General features: G+C 53.2%; 17 protein-coding genes. 11 read left to right on the top strand and 6 right to left on the bottom strand.

The annotated features are described in order from the left end of the window. The first annotated feature begins 1 nt into the window (after position 1). The 5 genes from tatA to hemB all read left to right on the top strand — a co-directional run bounded on the left by tatA (position 2) and on the right by hemB (position 3,331). On the top strand, positions 2–250 hold the full coding sequence (tatA, locus tag MD588_RS20280; protein WP_265699494.1) for a Sec-independent protein translocase subunit TatA: 249 nt from the start codon (positions 2–4) through the stop codon (positions 248–250). Between the two features lie 3 nt (positions 251–253). Further along, on the top strand, positions 254–592 hold the full coding sequence (gene tatB / locus MD588_RS20275; RefSeq protein ID WP_265699493.1) for a Sec-independent protein translocase protein TatB: 339 nt from the start codon (positions 254–256) through the stop codon (positions 590–592). Between the two features lie 11 nt (positions 593–603). Further along, entirely contained in the window at positions 604–1,359 is a 756-nt protein-coding gene (gene tatC / locus MD588_RS20270) for a Sec-independent protein translocase subunit TatC (RefSeq protein WP_265699492.1), read from the top strand. Positions 1,360–1,434: 75 nt separating this feature from the next. Further along, the gene (gene tatD, locus MD588_RS20265) at positions 1,435–2,229 is read left to right on the top strand and encodes a 3'-5' ssDNA/RNA exonuclease TatD (protein ID WP_265699491.1); all 795 of its coding nucleotides are present in this window, start codon (positions 1,435–1,437) and stop codon (positions 2,227–2,229) included. Positions 2,230–2,281: 52 nt separating this feature from the next. Then, positions 2,282–3,331, top strand: a complete 1,050-nt coding sequence (gene hemB / locus MD588_RS20260) for a porphobilinogen synthase (protein ID WP_265699490.1) — start codon at positions 2,282–2,284, stop codon at positions 3,329–3,331. Positions 3,332–3,385: 54 nt separating this feature from the next. On the opposite strand, the gene asnC is transcribed toward hemB, so the two are convergent. After that, entirely contained in the window at positions 3,386–3,847 is a 462-nt protein-coding gene (asnC, locus tag MD588_RS20255; RefSeq protein ID WP_265699489.1) for a transcriptional regulator AsnC, read from the bottom strand. Between the two features lie 161 nt (positions 3,848–4,008). Here asnC and MD588_RS20250 point away from each other — a divergent pair, with 161 nt between their 5' ends. The 3 genes from MD588_RS20250 to MD588_RS20240 all read left to right on the top strand — a co-directional run bounded on the left by MD588_RS20250 (position 4,009) and on the right by MD588_RS20240 (position 8,557). Further along, positions 4,009–7,164 (top strand): ABC transporter substrate binding protein, encoded by a 3,156-nt coding sequence (locus MD588_RS20250; RefSeq protein WP_265699488.1) that lies wholly within the window; start codon positions 4,009–4,011, stop codon positions 7,162–7,164. Positions 7,165–7,242: 78 nt separating this feature from the next. Continuing rightward, on the top strand, positions 7,243–8,013 hold the full coding sequence (locus MD588_RS20245; RefSeq protein ID WP_265699487.1) for a class I SAM-dependent methyltransferase: 771 nt from the start codon (positions 7,243–7,245) through the stop codon (positions 8,011–8,013). 106 nt (positions 8,014–8,119) lie between these two features. Continuing rightward, entirely contained in the window at positions 8,120–8,557 is a 438-nt protein-coding gene (locus MD588_RS20240; protein WP_265699486.1) for a hypothetical protein, read from the top strand. Between the two features lie 361 nt (positions 8,558–8,918). On the opposite strand, the gene MD588_RS20235 is transcribed toward MD588_RS20240, so the two are convergent. The 4 genes from MD588_RS20235 to hemC are packed head-to-tail and all read right to left on the bottom strand — an operon-like array spanning position 8,919 to position 12,997. Beyond that, positions 8,919–10,106, bottom strand: a complete 1,188-nt coding sequence (locus MD588_RS20235) for a heme biosynthesis protein HemY (protein ID WP_265699485.1) — start codon at positions 10,104–10,106, stop codon at positions 8,919–8,921. After that, entirely contained in the window at positions 10,103–11,305 is a 1,203-nt protein-coding gene (locus MD588_RS20230; RefSeq protein ID WP_265699484.1) for a uroporphyrinogen-III C-methyltransferase, read from the bottom strand. The genes MD588_RS20235 and MD588_RS20230 overlap by 4 nt, the downstream gene beginning before the upstream one ends. Positions 11,306–11,309: 4 nt before the next feature. After that, positions 11,310–12,065 (bottom strand): uroporphyrinogen-III synthase, encoded by a 756-nt coding sequence (locus MD588_RS20225; RefSeq protein ID WP_265699483.1) that lies wholly within the window; start codon positions 12,063–12,065, stop codon positions 11,310–11,312. Further along, positions 12,065–12,997, bottom strand: a complete 933-nt coding sequence (gene hemC, locus MD588_RS20220; protein ID WP_265699482.1) for a hydroxymethylbilane synthase — start codon at positions 12,995–12,997, stop codon at positions 12,065–12,067. Before hemC ends, MD588_RS20225 begins: the two co-directional genes overlap by 1 nt. A gap of 406 nt (positions 12,998–13,403) precedes the next feature. Between hemC and MD588_RS20215 the strand changes: the two genes are divergently transcribed. After that, a complete protein-coding gene (locus MD588_RS20215) occupies positions 13,404–15,968 on the top strand; it encodes a class I adenylate cyclase (protein ID WP_265699481.1) in 2,565 nt (854 codons plus the stop codon). Between the two features lie 64 nt (positions 15,969–16,032). Here MD588_RS20215 and cyaY read toward each other — a convergent pair whose 3' ends face one another. Continuing rightward, positions 16,033–16,344 (bottom strand): iron donor protein CyaY, encoded by a 312-nt coding sequence (gene cyaY, locus MD588_RS20210; RefSeq protein ID WP_265699480.1) that lies wholly within the window; start codon positions 16,342–16,344, stop codon positions 16,033–16,035. Positions 16,345–16,421: 77 nt separating this feature from the next. Between cyaY and lptM the strand changes: the two genes are divergently transcribed. After that, complete coding sequence (gene lptM / locus MD588_RS20205) at positions 16,422–16,538, top strand: LPS translocon maturation chaperone LptM (RefSeq protein ID WP_265699479.1); 117 nt, start codon at positions 16,422–16,424, stop codon at positions 16,536–16,538. A gap of 30 nt (positions 16,539–16,568) precedes the next feature. Continuing rightward, positions 16,569–17,822: a diaminopimelate decarboxylase gene (gene lysA, locus MD588_RS20200; protein WP_265699478.1), complete on the top strand. Its 1,254-nt coding sequence runs from the start codon at positions 16,569–16,571 to the stop codon at positions 17,820–17,822. Positions 17,823–17,830: the final 8 nt, after the last annotated feature.

The following is a 17,830-nucleotide window of genomic DNA, read 5'->3' as shown; positions in this document are numbered from 1 at the left end:
CATGGGTGGTATTAGTATCTGGCAACTGCTTATCATTGCACTGATCATTGTGCTTCTGTTCGGAACCAAGAAGCTTCGCTCGCTAGGCGGCGATCTGGGTTCTGCTGTGAAGGGCTTCAAGAAAGCCATCGGTGAAGATGAACCGGCCGCTAAGAAAGATGCAGACGCGGATTTCGAGCAAAAGAAACTTGCTGATGACCAGCAAGGCGAGCAGGCTCAAAAGAGCCAGAAAGACAAAGAGCAGGTTTAACGCGTGTTTGATATCGGGTTCTGGGAGTTAATACTGATCTCGGTGGTGGGATTGGTAGTACTGGGGCCGGAACGCCTTCCTGTCGCGATCCGTTCGGTGTCGCGCTGGGTGGGCGCTGCTCGTAATATGGCTAACTCGGTCAAAGATGAACTGTCGCAGGAGCTGAAAATTCAGGAGCTGCAGGAGAATCTGAAAAAGGCCGAGCAAATGGGGATGAAGGATTTATCACCTGAACTGCGTGATTCTGTGGAAGAGCTGAAACAGGCCGCCTCAGAGGTGCAGCGTCCCTATGCTGAGAAAAACGAGCACACCTCAGCAACGACTTCTCAAAAGCAGGATTAAATTACATCACTATGTCTACAGTCGAAGAAACGCAACCATTATTCAGCCATTTGGTAGAGCTGCGTAATCGGCTGCTGCGTTCAATTTTGAGTGTAATAGTGGTTTTTCTTGGTCTGGTTTGGTTTGCTAATGACATCTATGCCTTCTTGTCGGCACCGCTGGTAGAACGTCTGCCAGATGGGGCGACGATGATTGCAACGGATGTGGCATCGCCTTTCTTTACACCAATAAAACTCACTTTGGTTACCTCGGTGTTTGTTGCTGTACCCATGATCTTGTATCAGGTATGGGGCTTTATTGCGCCGGGTCTGTACAAGCATGAGCGTAAGCTGATCATGCCGTTGCTGTTCTCCAGCTCACTGCTGTTTTACGCCGGTGTATCCTTTGCTTACTTTGTGGTCTTCCCGTTGGTATTTGGCTTTTTTACCAGCATTGCACCGGAAGGGGTACAGGTAGCAACAGATATTGCCAGTTATCTCGATTTTGTGCTGGCACTGTTTATGGCCTTCGGTATCGCGTTTGAGATCCCGGTTGCGATTATTCTGCTGTGCTGGACTGGCGCAACGGATCCGCAAAGCCTGAAGCAGAAGCGGCCATACATTATTGTGGCGGCCTTTGTGGTGGGTATGATGCTGACACCGCCGGACATCATTTCGCAGACGCTGCTGGCTGTGCCTATGTGCTTGCTGTTTGAGGTCGGTCTGTTCTTCGCGCGGTTCTATATCCGCGAAGAGGAAGACGAGACAGCTGAGCATGACGAGCAATAAGCAACGTCAGTGAAAAAAGAACCGGCCAGAGGCCGGTTTTTTTATAACCAACAACCTATTGATACGGATTTTTGAATGATAGATATCGGGGTCAATTTGACCAACAGCCGCTTTGACAAGGATCGTGATGAGGTCATCGCGCGAGCGAAAGAAGCCGGGGTGCAGGGGCTGATCCTGACCGGTACCAGTATTGAAGAGAGTCAGCAGGCGCAGGCCATGGCGCGCCAGTGGCCACAGTATTGTTATAGCACCGCCGGGGTACACCCGCACGATGCCAAGTCTGTCTCTGATCTGACCTTGCCGGCCATCCGCCTGTTGGCAGCCGAGCCGGAGGTGGTTGCGATCGGGGAGTGCGGGTTGGATTTTAATCGTGACTTCTCGCCACGGCCACAGCAGGAAGCTGTATTTGAGGCACAGCTGGCACTGGCCGCCGAATTGAATATGCCGGTATTCATGCACTGTCGTGATGCCCATGAACGTTTCCTGGCGATCCTGAAACCGTGGCGCGACCAATTACCGGCAGCGGTGCTGCACTGTTTCACCGGTACCGAGGCCGAGCTGAAAGAGTGCCTGGCGTTGGATTTGCATATCGGTATTACCGGCTGGGTGTGTGATGAACGCCGTGGCACCGAACTTCGTGAGATTGTCCGTCATATCCCGGATCACCGGTTGATGATTGAAACGGATTGTCCTTACTTATTGCCGCGTGACTACCGGCCGAAGCCGAAATCCAGCCGTAATGAACCTAAGTTCCTGCCGCACATTGCCTCGGTGATTGCCCAGTGCCGGGAACAGGAAGCCGCTGATGTGATAGCTAATTCCTATATTACAACTCAGGCATTTTTTGCAATCGGATCTCCCGTCGCCTGACGAGAGTGGTATCATCAGGAAAAAGTGAACCCACCCATACAAGGAGTATGCAGTGTCTGTATCTATCCAGGGCGCATTTCCGGCCCGCCGTATGCGTCGCATGCGCAAGCATGACTTCAGCCGTCGTTTAATGGCTGAAAACCAGATCTCCGTGAATGATCTGATCTACCCGATGTTTATCCTGATGGGTAAAAACCGCCGCGAAACGGTTGAGTCGATGCCGGGTGTCGAACGTCTGTCTATTGACCTGATGCTGCAGGAAGCGGAGTACCTGGCCAAACTTGGTGTGCCAGCGATTGCTCTGTTCCCGGTGATCTCGCAGGACTTCAAGAGTACCTGTGCTGCCGAGGCATATAACCCGGAAGGTCTGGTACAGCGTGCTGTTCGCCTGCTGAAAGAGCATGTACCGCAGATGGGAGTGATCACCGATGTCGCGCTTGACCCGTTTACCATCCATGGTCAGGACGGCATCATTGATGAAACCGGTTATGTGATGAATGACGTGACCACCGAGGTGCTGATCAAGCAGGCGTTGTCGCATGCCGAGGCTGGTGCCGATGTCGTGGCGCCGTCAGACATGATGGACGGTCGTATTGGTGCTATTCGTGAAGCACTGGAAGAGGCCGGTTATATTCATACTCAGATCATGGCTTATTCAGCAAAATATGCCTCGAACTACTACGGCCCTTTCCGTGATGCCGTCGGTTCGGCAGGTAACCTGAAAGGTGGAGACAAGAAAACCTATCAGATGGATCCGGCTAACAGCGACGAAGCGCTGCACGAAGTGGCGATGGACGTCAACGAAGGGGCGGATATGGTGATGGTGAAGCCGGGGATGCCATACCTTGATGTGGTACGTCGGGTGAAGACCGAGCTTCAGGTTCCGACCTTTGCCTATCAGGTTTCGGGTGAGTACGCGATGCATATGGCGGCGATCCAGAATGGTTGGCTGAAGGAGCGTGAAACCGTGATGGAGTCCCTGCTGTGCTTCAAGCGTGCTGGTGCCGACGGTATCCTGACTTATTTTGCCAAACCCGTTGCTGAGTGGCTGGCTGAAGAAGCCGCTGCCCGTCAGGCGGATGCCGAAAGCAGCGAAGAATAATCAAGCGATGATTGATTAACGGTGGAGGCGAGAAAGTTATTCTCGCCTCTTTCTTTAGGGCCGGACATTTCGGCTGATCGGGTTTTGCAGCGAAATCAGTGTTTCGGTGGATTGCACCTCATCAATCGCCTGCAGCTTATCGATCAGTACATACTGCAATTCTTCAATCGACTTACACATCAGCTTCACAAAAATATTATAGGCCCCAGTGGTGTAATAGGCCTCGACCACTTCATCGAGCTCATTGAGCTTGGCCAGTGCCGAGTGGTAGTCCCTGGCGGCATTGAGGTTGATACCGATAAAACAGCAGACGTCGTAGCCGAGCAACTTGGGATTCACGACCACTTCGGTTCCGGTAATAATTTCGGCTGCCCGCATTTTTTCTACCCGGACATGTACTGTCGCGGGGCTGACATTGAACCGTTTGGCCATTTCCGCGTAAGGGATCCGGGCATCATTCATCAGGGCGTTCAGGATGTCGCGGTCTAAATCATCAATCCGTGGTGGTTGGGTCATGGTTTTGGGTAATCCCTTATTTATACATCATTGGTCATATCTTATACTGGGCGCGCTGAACTACCTAAAGATAACAATAAATTTCGCGCCAAAGGAATAACGCCCTGACCGCCTGGCCAGTGTTGTTCATGGACTTTCACGACAGGAATCCTCGACGTTTTATGCGTTTGCTTGTTTTACTTCTATTGCTGCTGGCGGCCCCTGTGTCTGCGCAGGTCAAAGATACCTTAGTTATTCACTCCTACCACCAGGGATTGAGCTGGACCGATTCGTTACAGGCAGGCTTGGAATCAGCCACTAAAGCTTACGATATTCCGCTCCATGTCAGCTATATGGATAGCAAGCGCTATCAGTCCGAACGCTACTTGAACGAATTGCTGGATATTTACCGTACCAAATTGACCCGCGAAAAGTATCGGGCGATTGTCGTCACCGACGATCATGCCTTATGGCTGGTGAATCAGCTGTCTGACGAAGTTGGTGAGACTCCGGTATTGATGGTGGGGATTAACAACTATCAGCCACAGAAGCATAGCCGGTTATCACAGGTGACCGGGGTACTCGATGTGACGAACCCGGCGGATAATATTTCTCTGGCTTTATCCCAGCAGCCGGATTTGCAGCAGATTTATGTTATTGCCGATAAAACTTATACCGGCCAGGCGATGTGGCAGGAGATTGATGATTACTTGAAGGCCAATCCTTCAAACTTGGCGGTGCACCGGCTGTCGAAGGGGAAATTCAGCGATATCTTTTCCCAGGCATCCCTACTGCCGGATCATTCTGCGATTATCTATCTGAGTTACTTTCTTGACAGTAGCGGAAATTACATGGGGAGCCGTTCTTTTGTTGAGGTACTGACCGAGGGCGCGTCAGCGCCGGTGTATGCCTCATATCAGTATTTGCTTGAGCATGGTGTCGTCGGCGGTGTTATGGGCAGTGGCTATGAGCAGGGACAGCAAATCGGCAGGTTGCTGGTGGCGATCATTCATGGTGATATCAATCAATTGCCAATGTTTGCCCATAGCGCGGGCAAGGAAATGTTTAACCACCAGGCTTTGCAGCGCTGGGGGCTGAGTGTGCCTGAGGATGTGGTGGTGATGAATAAGCCACAGACCTGGTTCGAGCGCTATCGCAAAGAGCTTCGTGCCATGACGGTTGCAGTGGTGATCATGGGCACAATTATCGTGTTGCTGGTTCTGATGATACGCCGGCTGCGTAAGAGTGAACAGAAACTGCAGCAGAGTCAGGCGCTATTTGAAGGCGTTTTTGATCAGAGCTTCCAGTATATCGGGATCCTAGACGACAGTGGTGTGCTGATTTCGGGTAACCTCGCCCTCCAGAGCTTGGTTGGGCGGGCTATTATCAAATACGATCGCCCGATGTGGCGCTGGCACTGCTGGGAGCCGGATACCACGATTCAGCTCAGCCGTGCTTTTAGTTCGGCGTGGCAGGATAAAATTGTGCGGTTTGAGGTAGAGATCCAGAGCCATGATGATGGACGGCGAATGCTGGATATCGCCATGAAGCGGATGCCGGAGTGGGTAGGGGAAGCTGATCAGCTGCTGTTCGAGGCACGGGATGTGACTTCCCGTCATCAGATGGAAGAAAAGCTACGCGAGCGGGAGGTGAGCTACCGCCTGCTTTACGAACAGCAACCGGTGATATTGCTGGCAGTGGATGCTCAGGCACGGATCCAGTCGGTGAACCAGTTTGCAGCCGATCTACTGGGCTACAGCAAGCGGCAGATGCTGGGCCATAAAGTTACTGACTTCTATTTCGATGATGTGCCGTTGCCGCAGCAATATATATCTACGGTTCGTGAGAGTGAGAAGCAAAAGGTTTGGCGGCGTAAGCTGAGGTACCGGTGCGCTGATGGCCATACGGTATGGATTCGCGAGACGATTCGCCCGACCCAGTCAAAACTGCAACTTTTGTTAGTGGGGGAGGATATTTCTTCTACCCGTGAACTGGAAGCCAAGTTGGAGTACCGGGCGTGCCATGATTACCTGACTGATCTGTTCAACCGTAATTACTTTGAACAGCAGTTGGAGACGGTATTGCTGGAAGCAAGGGATAAAGGGGCTCGTCATGCGATGTTCTATATCGATCTCGATCAGTTTAAGGTCATTAACGATACCGCGGGCCATGAAGCGGGTGACGAGGCATTGAAACAGGTCGCTTTGCTGCTGCAAGGGATCACCCCGGACAAAGCCACCTTGTCCCGCCTTGGCGGCGATGAGTTTGCAATTATCTTGCGCCATTGTAGCCCGGACGAAGCAGTTAAGTTTGGTAGTGAAGTACTGCGCCTACTGGAAGATGCTGAGTTCTACTGGCAGAACACCCGGTTTAGTTTTAGTGGTTCGATAGGGATCCGGCTGATTGACGAAACCGCAGGCTCGCCGCAGCAGGTACACGCCCAGGCCGATACTGCCTGCTATGCTGCCAAAGATGAGGGGCGAAATCGACTGCATCTCTATCATCCGGATGATGAAGAGCTGAAGCGCCGCGAACTGGAAATGGAATGCGTCAATCTGATCCGCAAGGCGCTGGTCGAGAAGCGCCTGGAGCTGCATGCCCAGCAAATTTCCCCGCTGTCCTCGCAAAGCCGCAAGCAGCACTATGAAATATTGGTCAGGATCCGTGATAGCGATGGTGCCATGGTTTCCCCCGGGTTGTTTATGCCTGCGGCGGAGCGCTATAACCTCGCTCACCTGATCGACCGTTATGTTGTTAATGAGGTCATTGACTGGCTGGTGGCACACCCTGAGGCTGTTGAGCAGTTGGAGTTGTGTGCGATCAATTTGTCGGGGCAGTCAATGGGCAACCGGGACTTTGTCTGTTTTCTGGTCGAAAAAATTCGCAGTTCGGGATTGCCGACGAATAAACTGTGCCTGGAAATCACCGAAACGGCAGCTATCGGCAATATGAGCGAGGCAATCCAGCTCTTTACCCAGCTTAAATTTCTGGGTTGCCTGATCTCACTGGATGACTTCGGCTCCGGGCTGTCTTCGTTTGGTTATCTGAAAAGAATGCCGGTCGATATTATTAAGATTGACGGCATGTTTGTGCGTGATATCGCTGAGGATGAGATGGACTTTGCCATGGTCAAGGCGATCAATGAGCTGGCCAAGAAAATGGGCAAGCAGACTGTGGCTGAATTTGTTGAGAATGAAGCAATTCTAAACCGCCTCAGGGATCTCGGGGTCGACTATGCTCAGGGATATCTGTTTGGTAAACCGCAGCCGCTGGCGGAGCTGGTTAGTGAGTTGTGCCATGCGTCAGAGTTTCGGCAATCGTCAGGGGCGGTGGTATAATCCCGTGCCTGATGCACCCGAGTTGCTCGATATTAGCGAAATGCCGCGGTGCTTACTGTTTCTGAACCGGAGAATCCCGTGCAACTCGCCCTAATTTGTGACACGCCAGACCGCCAGCATGAACTGGATGAATTAGCCCAGCGCTGGGGGCTGAGCCATGATGAAAACAGCCCTTTTGCCTTGGTGCTAACTGCCGACAGGTTAGAGCTGCACAAACGCGATGAACCTAAGTTGGGAGCGGTGTTTGTCGACCTGGCGGGTGGTGTGGCAGCGCATCGGCGTAAGTTTGGTGGTGGTCGTGGCCAGGCGATAGCCAAGGCGGTTGGCCTCAAAGGCGGGGTAACGCCAACAGTGGTCGACGGGACTGCAGGCCTGGGACGTGATGCCTTTGTGTTGGCGTCGCTGGGATGCAAGGTCCAGATGGTGGAACGACACCCGGTCGTGGCGGCCCTGCTTGATGACGGCCTGAATCGGGCCAAGCAAGACCCGGACATTGGTGGTTGGATCAGCGAACGGCTCAGCTTGCTGCATGCCTCCAGCCATGATGCACTGGATAAGCTGGCGGCGGATCCTGACTTTGCCGCGCCGGATGTGGTCTATCTCGACCCGATGTACCCGCACAAGAAAAAATCGGCCCTAGTGAAAAAAGAGATGCGGGTTTTCCAGACCTTGGTCGGTGCCGATAACGATGCTGACAGTCTGTTGGCTCCGGCATTAGCCTTGGCCACTAAGCGCGTGGTGGTTAAGCGACCGGATTACGCGGAGTTTCTGGCTGACCAAAAACCCTCGACGGCGATTGAAACCAAGAAGAACCGCTTTGATGTCTATGTGATCGCGGCGATGAAATAAAGCCGGGACCGCTTTTGATCCTATTGTCGTCAGTTGTTGCTGGCTGCTACGCAGTGAGACGCTGGGAGATAATAAGAATAATTGGTTGTTGCTGAAGGAGTGGTTGATGGCAAAGTCTCTATGTAAATATCGCCGGGTTGAAATTGCCGATCAGTTTGCCATGATCAGCAAACTGGTCAGTGAGCCTAAATATATCTGCAGCAGTTGCGCCCGCTCTGCCAGCGACAAAGCCTACCTGTGTAAGCCGAGTGCCTTAAAGGCCAGGCCTCCGGTTGCCGTACCGACGGTGGCAGATAAAGCTTCAGCTGCGCCGGGTAACGTGGCAACGGTAAGCAAACTGCCGGCTCCGTCCCCGACTGTCCAGGCGCACTTGGCGGCGGTTTCAGTGAGTGAACAGGAGCAAGCGGCCGTTCAGCCGACGGTGACAAAAAAACAAGCCAAGCAGCTGAAAAAGCTAGCTAAGAAGAAAAATAAGCGACTGAAAAAGGCTGCCAAGGCGGTACAGCGCTATGATCAGGCTTTGCAAAAAGCCCTGCAGTTATAGCGGGTTCGGCCATTGTAAAAGTGCCATAAAAAAAGCCTCCGACCTGGAGGCTTTTTTCTTTCCGGCTGATTATGATTCTTTGATCAAAACCGCTGTCATCAAACAAGTGATCACAGATACAACAATGCCAGAAACGATCATCCAAGGAAGCATATCCATTGTTAGTTATCCATCAGTTAGCGACGAGAGACAGTATTGAATACCTTTTACATTATGCTATCAATGGCGTAGATATAAGATGAAATGGCTGTTAACACTTGGAAACAAATGATCGGATTTTGGCACATAAATCTATGTAAATAGGCATAAAAAAGCACCCTTATGGGTGCTTTTTGTCTCAAAATATTATGTTGCCTAAATGTTAGCTTTTGGCCGGTAGAGCCAGCGTCAGCGCCTCGCGTGATAGGTCTGCGGCTGCCTTGCTGTCATTGAGCTTTTCCAGTACCTCGATCAGGAAGCCGTAGTCTGCCACATTCGGGCGTAGCTCAATGGCTCGCTCGAAGTGCTGTTTGGCTTCTTCCCACTTCTCCTCGCGCATGAACAGCTGTCCAAGGGCACTGTGAGTGCTTGGGTTGCTGCTGTCAAAACGGAGCAGATCCTGCAGTCGGACAATGGCCGGATGGTAGTCAGACAAGTTCAGTGCCGGTACCAGGCTGATCAGGCCTTCGTCCGAGCTCTTTTTCAGCGCGTCACGCAGTACTGTGTACGCTTCACTGTCAGCATTGTGGCGGCTCATCAGTTTGACAAAGCAGCCAATCAGCTCTGGGCGTTGCTTGGTCTTGCGATTAAGGCTATTCCAGTGGCCCATTAGGCCTTCGCTGCCGTTTTGTTGAGTGATGTGGGTCATCAGGCCGCATTCGGCCTTAACTTCTAGCTCAGCTGCTTCCTCGGCGCTGATCACACCCAGCTTGCTCAGGTGAGGCAGCAGTGCCAGTAGTGGTTTCCAGTCTTCCAGCTTGAGGTAGCAGTCTTTCAGCAACGCCAGAAGAACCGGGTTGCGACTGTTGTTTTGCTTGAGATCCTGCAGCGTGGCAACGGCCTGCTCATACTGTTGCTGGCGGAACTGCAGCTTGGCACGGGTGAGTGCCACAGCCAAATTCTGGCCATCGATATCAGCAGCTAGCTTGAGGTATTCGTCACGCTGCGTGGTATCCCCTTGGCTTTGTGCTGCTTCGGCAGCTGCCAGGTAGTTCAGTAGCGGAGCATCGCTGTGTTTGGCGGCTTTGACCACCAACTTCTCAGCCTGTTTCCAGTCACCCTCAATTGCCTTCATCAGACCGGTTGAGGTCTGATGACGGGCTTTACGTGCCTTACGGCCAGAGAACCAGCCTCGAGTTGAGCTGCTTACTGACAGAAGACGTTTGATGATTGTTTCCAGCAGGAAGAAAGCACCGAACAGCACCACAACCAAGAGGATCAGGGTGGTCAGGCTCATCTCCAGCGTTTGGTTGGCAACAGAAATCAATACATAGCCTTGGTTGCCTGCTAGCATCGGACCGACAACAATACCGGCGATCAGCGCAGCGACCAGCAGTAATAGTTTGATCATGCTGGGTTCTCCTCTGTGCTAAGTGGCTTAACCTGCTGACGCAGGCGTTCGCTGATGGCATCAGTGATCAGTGGCTGTGATTTCAGCTTGCTTGGGTAGCTGGCCTCAACATCTTCTTTGGCTAGCTTATCGAGGGTTGCGACAAAGCTCTGTGCGGCAGGATCTTCCATATCATAGAACTGCTCGGCCCACTCTTTCGCCATCAGCAGCGATTTGCTGTATAGCTCGCCTTGCTCGCGGTATACCGACTTGATGGCGGTTTCCAGCTTCGACTTAATGTTTTCCTGTAGGTAGAAATCCTGCTTCGGTGAAAGTAGCGGGATCACACTGCCGTCACGGGTACGGTAGGTCACGAAGTGCTCGCTGAAGTTTTTCAGTGAGGTCATCAGGTTTTCTTTCCAGTCGTCAACTGACGTTGACACTGTCGTTGCTTCGACCTTTTCGGCCTCCGGCATGATGGCATTGGCCAGCGGTAGTTGCGCCACTTCTTCTTGTAGGCTGGTCAGGCGGAGCACCAGGCCGTCTCGGTCGATGCGGGCAACCGCTTTCAGGGCCGTAATGTCACTGTGCATGGCTTCTCGGATTGGCGTCATGCTCGGATCATTCAGTTCGGCAACCCGGTGGTCGGCAGACTCCAGCAGGATAGTCGCGCTAACGGTGTCATGCTCAAGCCATAGCTTGCGACCTGCCATTTTGACCAGGTAATCGGCTTCGGCCAATAGCCAGTCGTTCGGGCGGCGTCCCTTCATTTCGGCCAGTGCCATTTGTAGGCCGGTGATTGACTTGTTTTGCTGGGACAGCGACACATCGGTGCGCTGCAGGCTTTGCTCTACCTGGTTAAGGGTTTCTTTCTGGTTGGCCGCTAGGTTGTTTTGCATACCCGCCAGCTGCTGCTGGAGATCGGCCATTTTGGCATTTTGCGCTAGGGTTTGCTGGTGGCCGTGATAGTACAGGCCGGCACCAAGTGCGATGACCAGTGCAATCGCGATAGCACCGGTTTTGCTTCCGCTTTTTTTCTCGGCTGGCTGAGGGGCTGCGGGTTGCGGGGTGCTGTCGGCTTTAGCTGCCGATTTTTTTGGGGCAGATGTTTCAGGCGCTTGCGCTTTGGCACTTGATTGACCTGGCTTATCCGCTGTTTTTGACGCTGCTGATTGGTTTTTATCTGCAGGGGTTTCATTATTGGTTTTTTTGTCAGTCATCCGATTATCCCATCGTGCCTATCTTGCTTAGGGTCGTGAAAAGGTGGTGGTTGGCCGCACTTTCCACGGTGGAAATAGTAGTAAAACCAAGCATGCGAGCCTGGTCTGCGATTCGTTGGCTTGGTACGAAAAGGTGGCATTGAAGAAACCAAGCCTTCGTGTCATCAGGTATTAAACTGCTCAGGTGTGCCAGCTGTTCGCCACTGGTGATCACCAGTGAGGAGACCTGCTGCGACTGCCATGTCTGACACAGCTGTGCCCCGTCCAGCGCGATCCAGCTGCGCCGGTACGTCTCACAGTAGCTGACATCGGCCCCACGTTGCTGCAAAGTCTGGTAGATCAGCTCACGGCCGCCATTGCCGCGCAGTATCAGTACCCGGCGTCCCTGCAGGTTTGCCAGTGGAGGTAATGCCAGTAATCCCTCACTGTCACAGCGCGTAGGGGGTGACAGCACCTCACAACCGGTGCACTCAGCCAGCGCTGCAGCAGTTTTATGCCCCACGGCCATATAATGCACGTTTTTTGGCCAGCTGACACCTTGTGTTGTTACGTAATTGTGCGCTAGGTTCACTGCATGAACACTGACGGCAATCAGAAAATCATCAGGTTGTAGGTGATTTAGCTGGGAAATGAGGGTAGAAAGCTGCTCTCCTGGCTGAATATCCAGCAGAGGTTGGGCAATTGCACTGATCCCCGCCGCATTCAGCTGCCGGGCAAGTTGATGGCATTCTGGAGCCGGGCGGGTGATCAGTATGGTCATCAGGCGGTGCCGTAAAGCTTGTCCAGGATGGCTTTGGCCCCTTTTTCAAGCAGCTCGTCGGCCAGCTGGGTGCCTAATGCTTCTGCCTCAGCGATTGGGCCGCTGATCTCGCCGCGGACAATTTCGCTGCCGTCAGGCTCACCGACCAGGGCGCGCAGCCAGATCTGATCGCCCTGAAGCTCTGAGTAACTGCCGATGGGTACCTGGCAGCCTCCTTGCAGGCGGTTGTTCATCGCGCGTTCGCAAAGTACGCGGGTTGCTGTTTCCTGGTGGTTCAGCGCATCAAGCAGGGTGCGGACGCGTTGATCGTCCAGACGGCACTCAATACCGACAGCACCTTGTCCAACGGCCGGCAGGCTCGTTTCCGGTGCAATGGCATCACGGATACGGTCTTCCATTTTTAGGCGCTTGAGTCCGGCACAGGCCAGGATAATGGCATCGTACTCACCGTCATCGAGTTTGCGCAGGCGAGTATTGACGTTGCCACGCAGATCTTTGACCACCAGATCCGGACGCTGGGCACGCAACTGGCACTGGCGGCGCAGGCTGGAGGTACCGACGACGGCACCGGCAGGCAGATCGTCAATGGTGTTATAGGTATTGGAAACGAAAGCATCTCGAGGATCTTCACGCTCACAGATGGTCACCAGGCCAAGCCCGTCAGGGAACTCCACCGGTACATCTTTCATGGAGTGAACGGCGATGTCGGCACGGTCTTCGAGCATGGCGACTTCGAGCTCTTTCACGAACAGACCTTTACCACCGACCTTGGCCAGAGGGGTATCCAGAATGATGTCGCCTTTGGTCACCATAGGAACCAGCTCGACGGTCAGGCCTGGATGGGCCTGCTCAAGGGCATCTTTTACAAATTCTGCTTGCCACATTGCCAGCGGGCTTTTGCGGGTGGCAATGCGGATCGGTTTATCGGTCATAGAATCAGGTCCATAAATCGCTTGCTTTTATACCGTAATCGTACCACTCCTGCGCCGCGATGGTAATTCACTTGTTGCCCCTAGTGCGGTCAAGCGGTATTGTCTTGATATGTGTTGCAATTAATGTGATATTTCTCACATAACCTTTAAGTGAAGAATTCTTTACAGTGCCGAAATTGGCGGTTTCTGGTGATTTTCTACTAGCTTGAGGGGAAAATAGGGCTAAGGATGGGCCATTCTGTAATAATGCGAGCCATTCACAAGCTGTCATAAATCGTCACTAACTTTACGGTTAAAGCAAAAACTGTTAGATTGATCACGTTTTTGCTCGCGTGTAGAACAATAACTGCACTAATAATGACAAGATTTGGGCCGCTCTCAAGCTGGCAGCTCTTGGAAGAGTAATTTGCATAATTATATCGTGACGCTTAAAAGTAGACTGGAACAGCACAATCAGCTCAGGCTGGAACGTGCCCGTGCAGCGATGAATGCACAGTCCGAGCAGGTGTTCAACTTGCTAACGGTCTTACTTCACTACAATCATCCGGCGGTACCCGGCTATCTGGACCAAGCGGTTCCGGTTGGCATTGCTGCCTTTGCCGTTTCTGAACAACAGCAGCAGTTTATTGATGATTGCGGGCTGACTGGCCAATCTGTCATTACCTCACCACAGCTTACTGATGCGCAATGCCCGATCCTGGGCCTGTATGCGATGGGCAGCACCTCCTCTCTGGGTCAGAGCCTGACCAGTGATCTTGATATCTGGGTCTGTATCCGTACTGATATGGCGCTTGATGCACGTCAGGCACTAGAGAGCAAATGCTCCCTGATCTCGGACTGGGCAATGGCACAGGGGGTAGAGGCCAACTTTTTCCTGATCGACGAAAATCGCTTCCGTGAGAATTTTTCGGAGCAGATGACCGGTGACAACTGCGGCTCGAGCCAGCACCTGCTGCTGCTTGATGAGTTCTACCGCTCTGCCGTGCGGCTCGCAGGCCAGCACCTGCTGTGGTTTATGGTGCCGCCGGAGATGGAGGAGTGTTACGACGAATATATCGATTACCTCAATACCAGTGGGTATATCCGTCGTGAAGAGTGGATTGATTTTGGGGGCCTGACCCGGATCCCGGCCGAGGAATATTTCGGCTCTAGCCTGTGGCAGCTGTACAAGAGTATCGACTCGCCCTATAAGTCGGTGCTGAAAGCTATCTTGCTGGAAGCTTACTCCTGGGAATATCCGCATACCCAGCTGCTCAGTGTCGACGGCAAGCGTCGTTTCTTTTCTGAAGATCGCACCGAGTACTGCATGGATGCGTATTATCTGATGCTGGAAAAGGTGACTCGTTACCTCGAGCGCATTGATGACCATCGTCGTCTGGACTTGGTACGTCGCTGTTTTTACCTCAAGACCCATGAAAAGCTGACCCGAGACCCGGCGTCCGGCTCCGTGGCATGGCGTCGTGAGGTACTGCAGAAGCTGACAGCGGACTGGCAGTGGCCGGAGAGCGTGTTGCTAGAGCTCGATAACCGCCGTAACTGGAAAGTCGAGCAGGTCAAGGAGGCGCATAACGAGCTGCTTGATGCGCTGATGCTGAGCTACCGTAACCTGATCCGCTTTGCCCGCCGTAACAACATTACCTCGGCGATTAGCCCGGAAGATATCAGCATTCTGGCGCGCAAGCTGTATGCCGCGTTTGAGGTACTGCCGGGCAAGGTTACCTTGCTGAATCCGCAAATCTCCCCGGATCTGCACGAGTCGGATCTGACCCTGATCCAGGTGCCAGCCGGGCGAACCAATACCGCGGGTTGGTATCTGTATAAGCAGTCGCTTGATCCTTACGCCATTTTGGGAAGGTCGTCGCTGGAGCATAACCGCTACCTGAGCAAGCTGGTGGCCTGGGCCTATTTTAATGGCCTGCTGACCGAATCAACTTGCCTGCATAACGTGGTACGGGACTCGGCTATGGATATCGACAAGCTGTATCAGCTGGTCAGTGATATTCGTAATACCTTCCCGATCCGCCGCCCGCAGCCGGGTCTGCAGGCGCTGTCCAGCCCGTGTGAAATTCGCCAGCTGGGGTTGTTTATCAACTTGGAAAATGACCCGACCACCGAGCTGAAGAACCGCTCGGTGCGGTTTGATTTCAAGAATACCGATATTTTCAGCTATGGCGCGGATCAGAAGTGTCTGGTCGGTAGCGTGGATCTGGTCTACCGCAATTCCTGGAATGAAGTGCGTACCCTGAACTTCAGCGGCGAAAACGCGATGCTGGATGCGCTGAAGACCGTGCTGGGCAAGATGCACCAGGATGCGATCCCGCCCGAGTCGGTGGATGTGTTCTGCTACAGCAAACATATGCGTGGCCTGATCCGTAATCTGGTTTATCAGTTGGTGGCCGAGTGTATCGAGATGCGCCTGAAGCCGGTGGAGCAGGAAAAGCGCCGTCGCTTCAAAGCGATCCGTATTGGCGATCAGACCCATGGCCTGTTCTTTGAACGCCGTGGGGTCTCGGTCCAGAAGCTGGAAAACTCGGTTGATTTCTACAGCTGTATTTCAACCAACAAACTGATTGGCTCGGCGAACCTGGTGATGGGCAAAGCCGACGAGCCGCATCCGCCGGCCATTGTCGATTCGTATGCCAGCGAAGGCTTAATCCAGTTTTTCTTTGAAGACTGCGATGCCGGGTACAATATTTATATCCTGGATGAATCGAACCGGGTTGAAGTCTACCGTCAGTGCAGCGGCGATAAAGATGAAATGGTCCACGGCGTAAACCGTTTTTACACCTCGGCACAGGATCGCTTTAGCTACAGTGCGAACTTTATCAACTTTAACCTGCCGCAGTTCTACGAAATCGTGCACAGCGATGGTGGCGAGCCGCAGGTGCTCCCGTTCAAGGGCGGCCAGCAACCCCCGCGACGCCCGGCGGCAGGAGCCGCCCCAAACATGATGTCGCTGTCTCCGCGTTAACCATGAAAAAAGCTAGCCTCGGGCTAGCTTTTTTTATCTCTGGATTTTTTCTGGTGATGACGGCTTACCAGTCGACCGGCTCTTCGGCATGCAGCGAGCATTCCTGCTTCACCAGCGAGATCAGCTCGGCCCCGCTGCGGGTACAGTGCCATTCACCGTCTTGGTATTTGAAATGGTAACCGCCTGATTTAGAAGCTAGCCAAATCTCATGTAGTGGCTCCTGACGGTTGATGACAATCTGGCTACGGTTCTCGAACTCCAGTGTCAGTACGTTACCCATGGTCTCATAGTCGATATCAGCACCGGATTCGTCGATGCCTTCCTCGATGCTCATAAGAACCTCATCGGCTAACTTATGAAATTCTGTATCATTCATCCCATTGCGTCCTATTGCTTTTCGTATTCTTGGTGCGATTATAGAGGGCAATGAAATGATAATCACTGGCTTTCAAAATGCGTAAAGGTTTATTGGCAATTTTAGTACTGGGTGTATTGGCTCTCACCGGTTGTGGTCAGAGCGGGGCGTTATACATGCCGGATGACGCTGATCAGCAGCAAGAGCAACAGTAACTACAGCGATTCGACAGGGAAGAGACAACATTGGACTATTTTAATTACCAGCAAGACGGCCAGCTATGGGCCGAAGACATTGCACTGACTGAACTCGCTGAGCGTTATGGTACACCTTTGTATGTGTACTCGCGGGCGACGTTGGAGCGCCATTGGCACGCCTTTGACCAGGCGGTGGCAAACCATCCGCACCTGATTTGCTATGCCGTGAAGGCAAACTCGAACATAGGGGTATTGAACGTACTGGCTCGCCTGGGATCGGGGTTTGATATTGTGTCACAGGGTGAGCTGGAGCGTGTGGTCGCGGCTGGCGGCGATCCGGCCAGGGTGGTATTTTCCGGGGTCGGCAAGACGGCGGCTGAAATGAAGCGGGCGTTGGAGCTGGGCATTAAGTGTTTTAATGTTGAATCAGAGCCTGAGCTGATCCGCTTGAATGACGTCGCGGCTGAGCTGGGCAAAGTTGCGCCTGTTTCGCTGCGCATCAACCCTGATGTTGATGCTAAGACCCATCCGTATATCTCAACCGGCCTGCGTGACAACAAGTTCGGCATTGCATTTGACCGTGCCCCGGAAGTCTACCGTTTGGCCCATAGCCTGCCGAACCTGCAGGTGACCGGGATGGACTGCCATATCGGCTCTCAGCTGACCGACATCGAGCCGTTCATTGATGCAACCGACCGCCTGCTGGCGCTGATTGATACCCTGAAGGCCGAAGGTATTGCTATCGATCACCTCGATGTGGGGGGGGGGCTTGGGGTGACCTACCGTGATGAGCAGCCGCCGCAGCCGTCTGGCTATGCCAAGGCACTGCTTGACCGTTTGGTCGCTCACCCTGAGCTGGAACTGGTATTTGAGCCGGGTCGGGCGATTGCCGCCAATGCCGGGGTGATGCTGACGCGGGTTGAATACCTCAAGCATACCGAGCACAAGAACTTTGCGATTGTCGATGCGGCAATGAACGACTTGATCCGCCCGACGCTGTATCAAGCCTGGCAGGATATCGTGCCGGTGGCCCCGCGTGACGGCGAGGAACAGGTGTATGACTTTGTCGGCCCTATTTGCGAAACCGGGGATTTCATCGGTAAAGATCGCGCCTTGTGTCTGGAGCCGGGCGACGTGCTGGCGGTACGTTCGGCCGGTGCCTATGGCTTCGTGATGGCGTCTAACTATAATACCCGGGTACGGGCAGCAGAGATCATGGTGGATGGTCAGCATGCCCATGTTGTCCGCGAGCGTGAAACGCTGGAGCAACTGTGGCAGTCTGAGCACCTGTTGCCAGAATAACGATAAGG

This window comes from Photobacterium obscurum (assembly GCF_026191635.1).
Lineage (GTDB): Bacteria > Pseudomonadota > Gammaproteobacteria > Enterobacterales > Vibrionaceae > Photobacterium > Photobacterium obscurum.
Note: the sequence above shows the minus strand (reverse complement) of the source record. Positions and strands in the feature narration are given on the sequence as shown.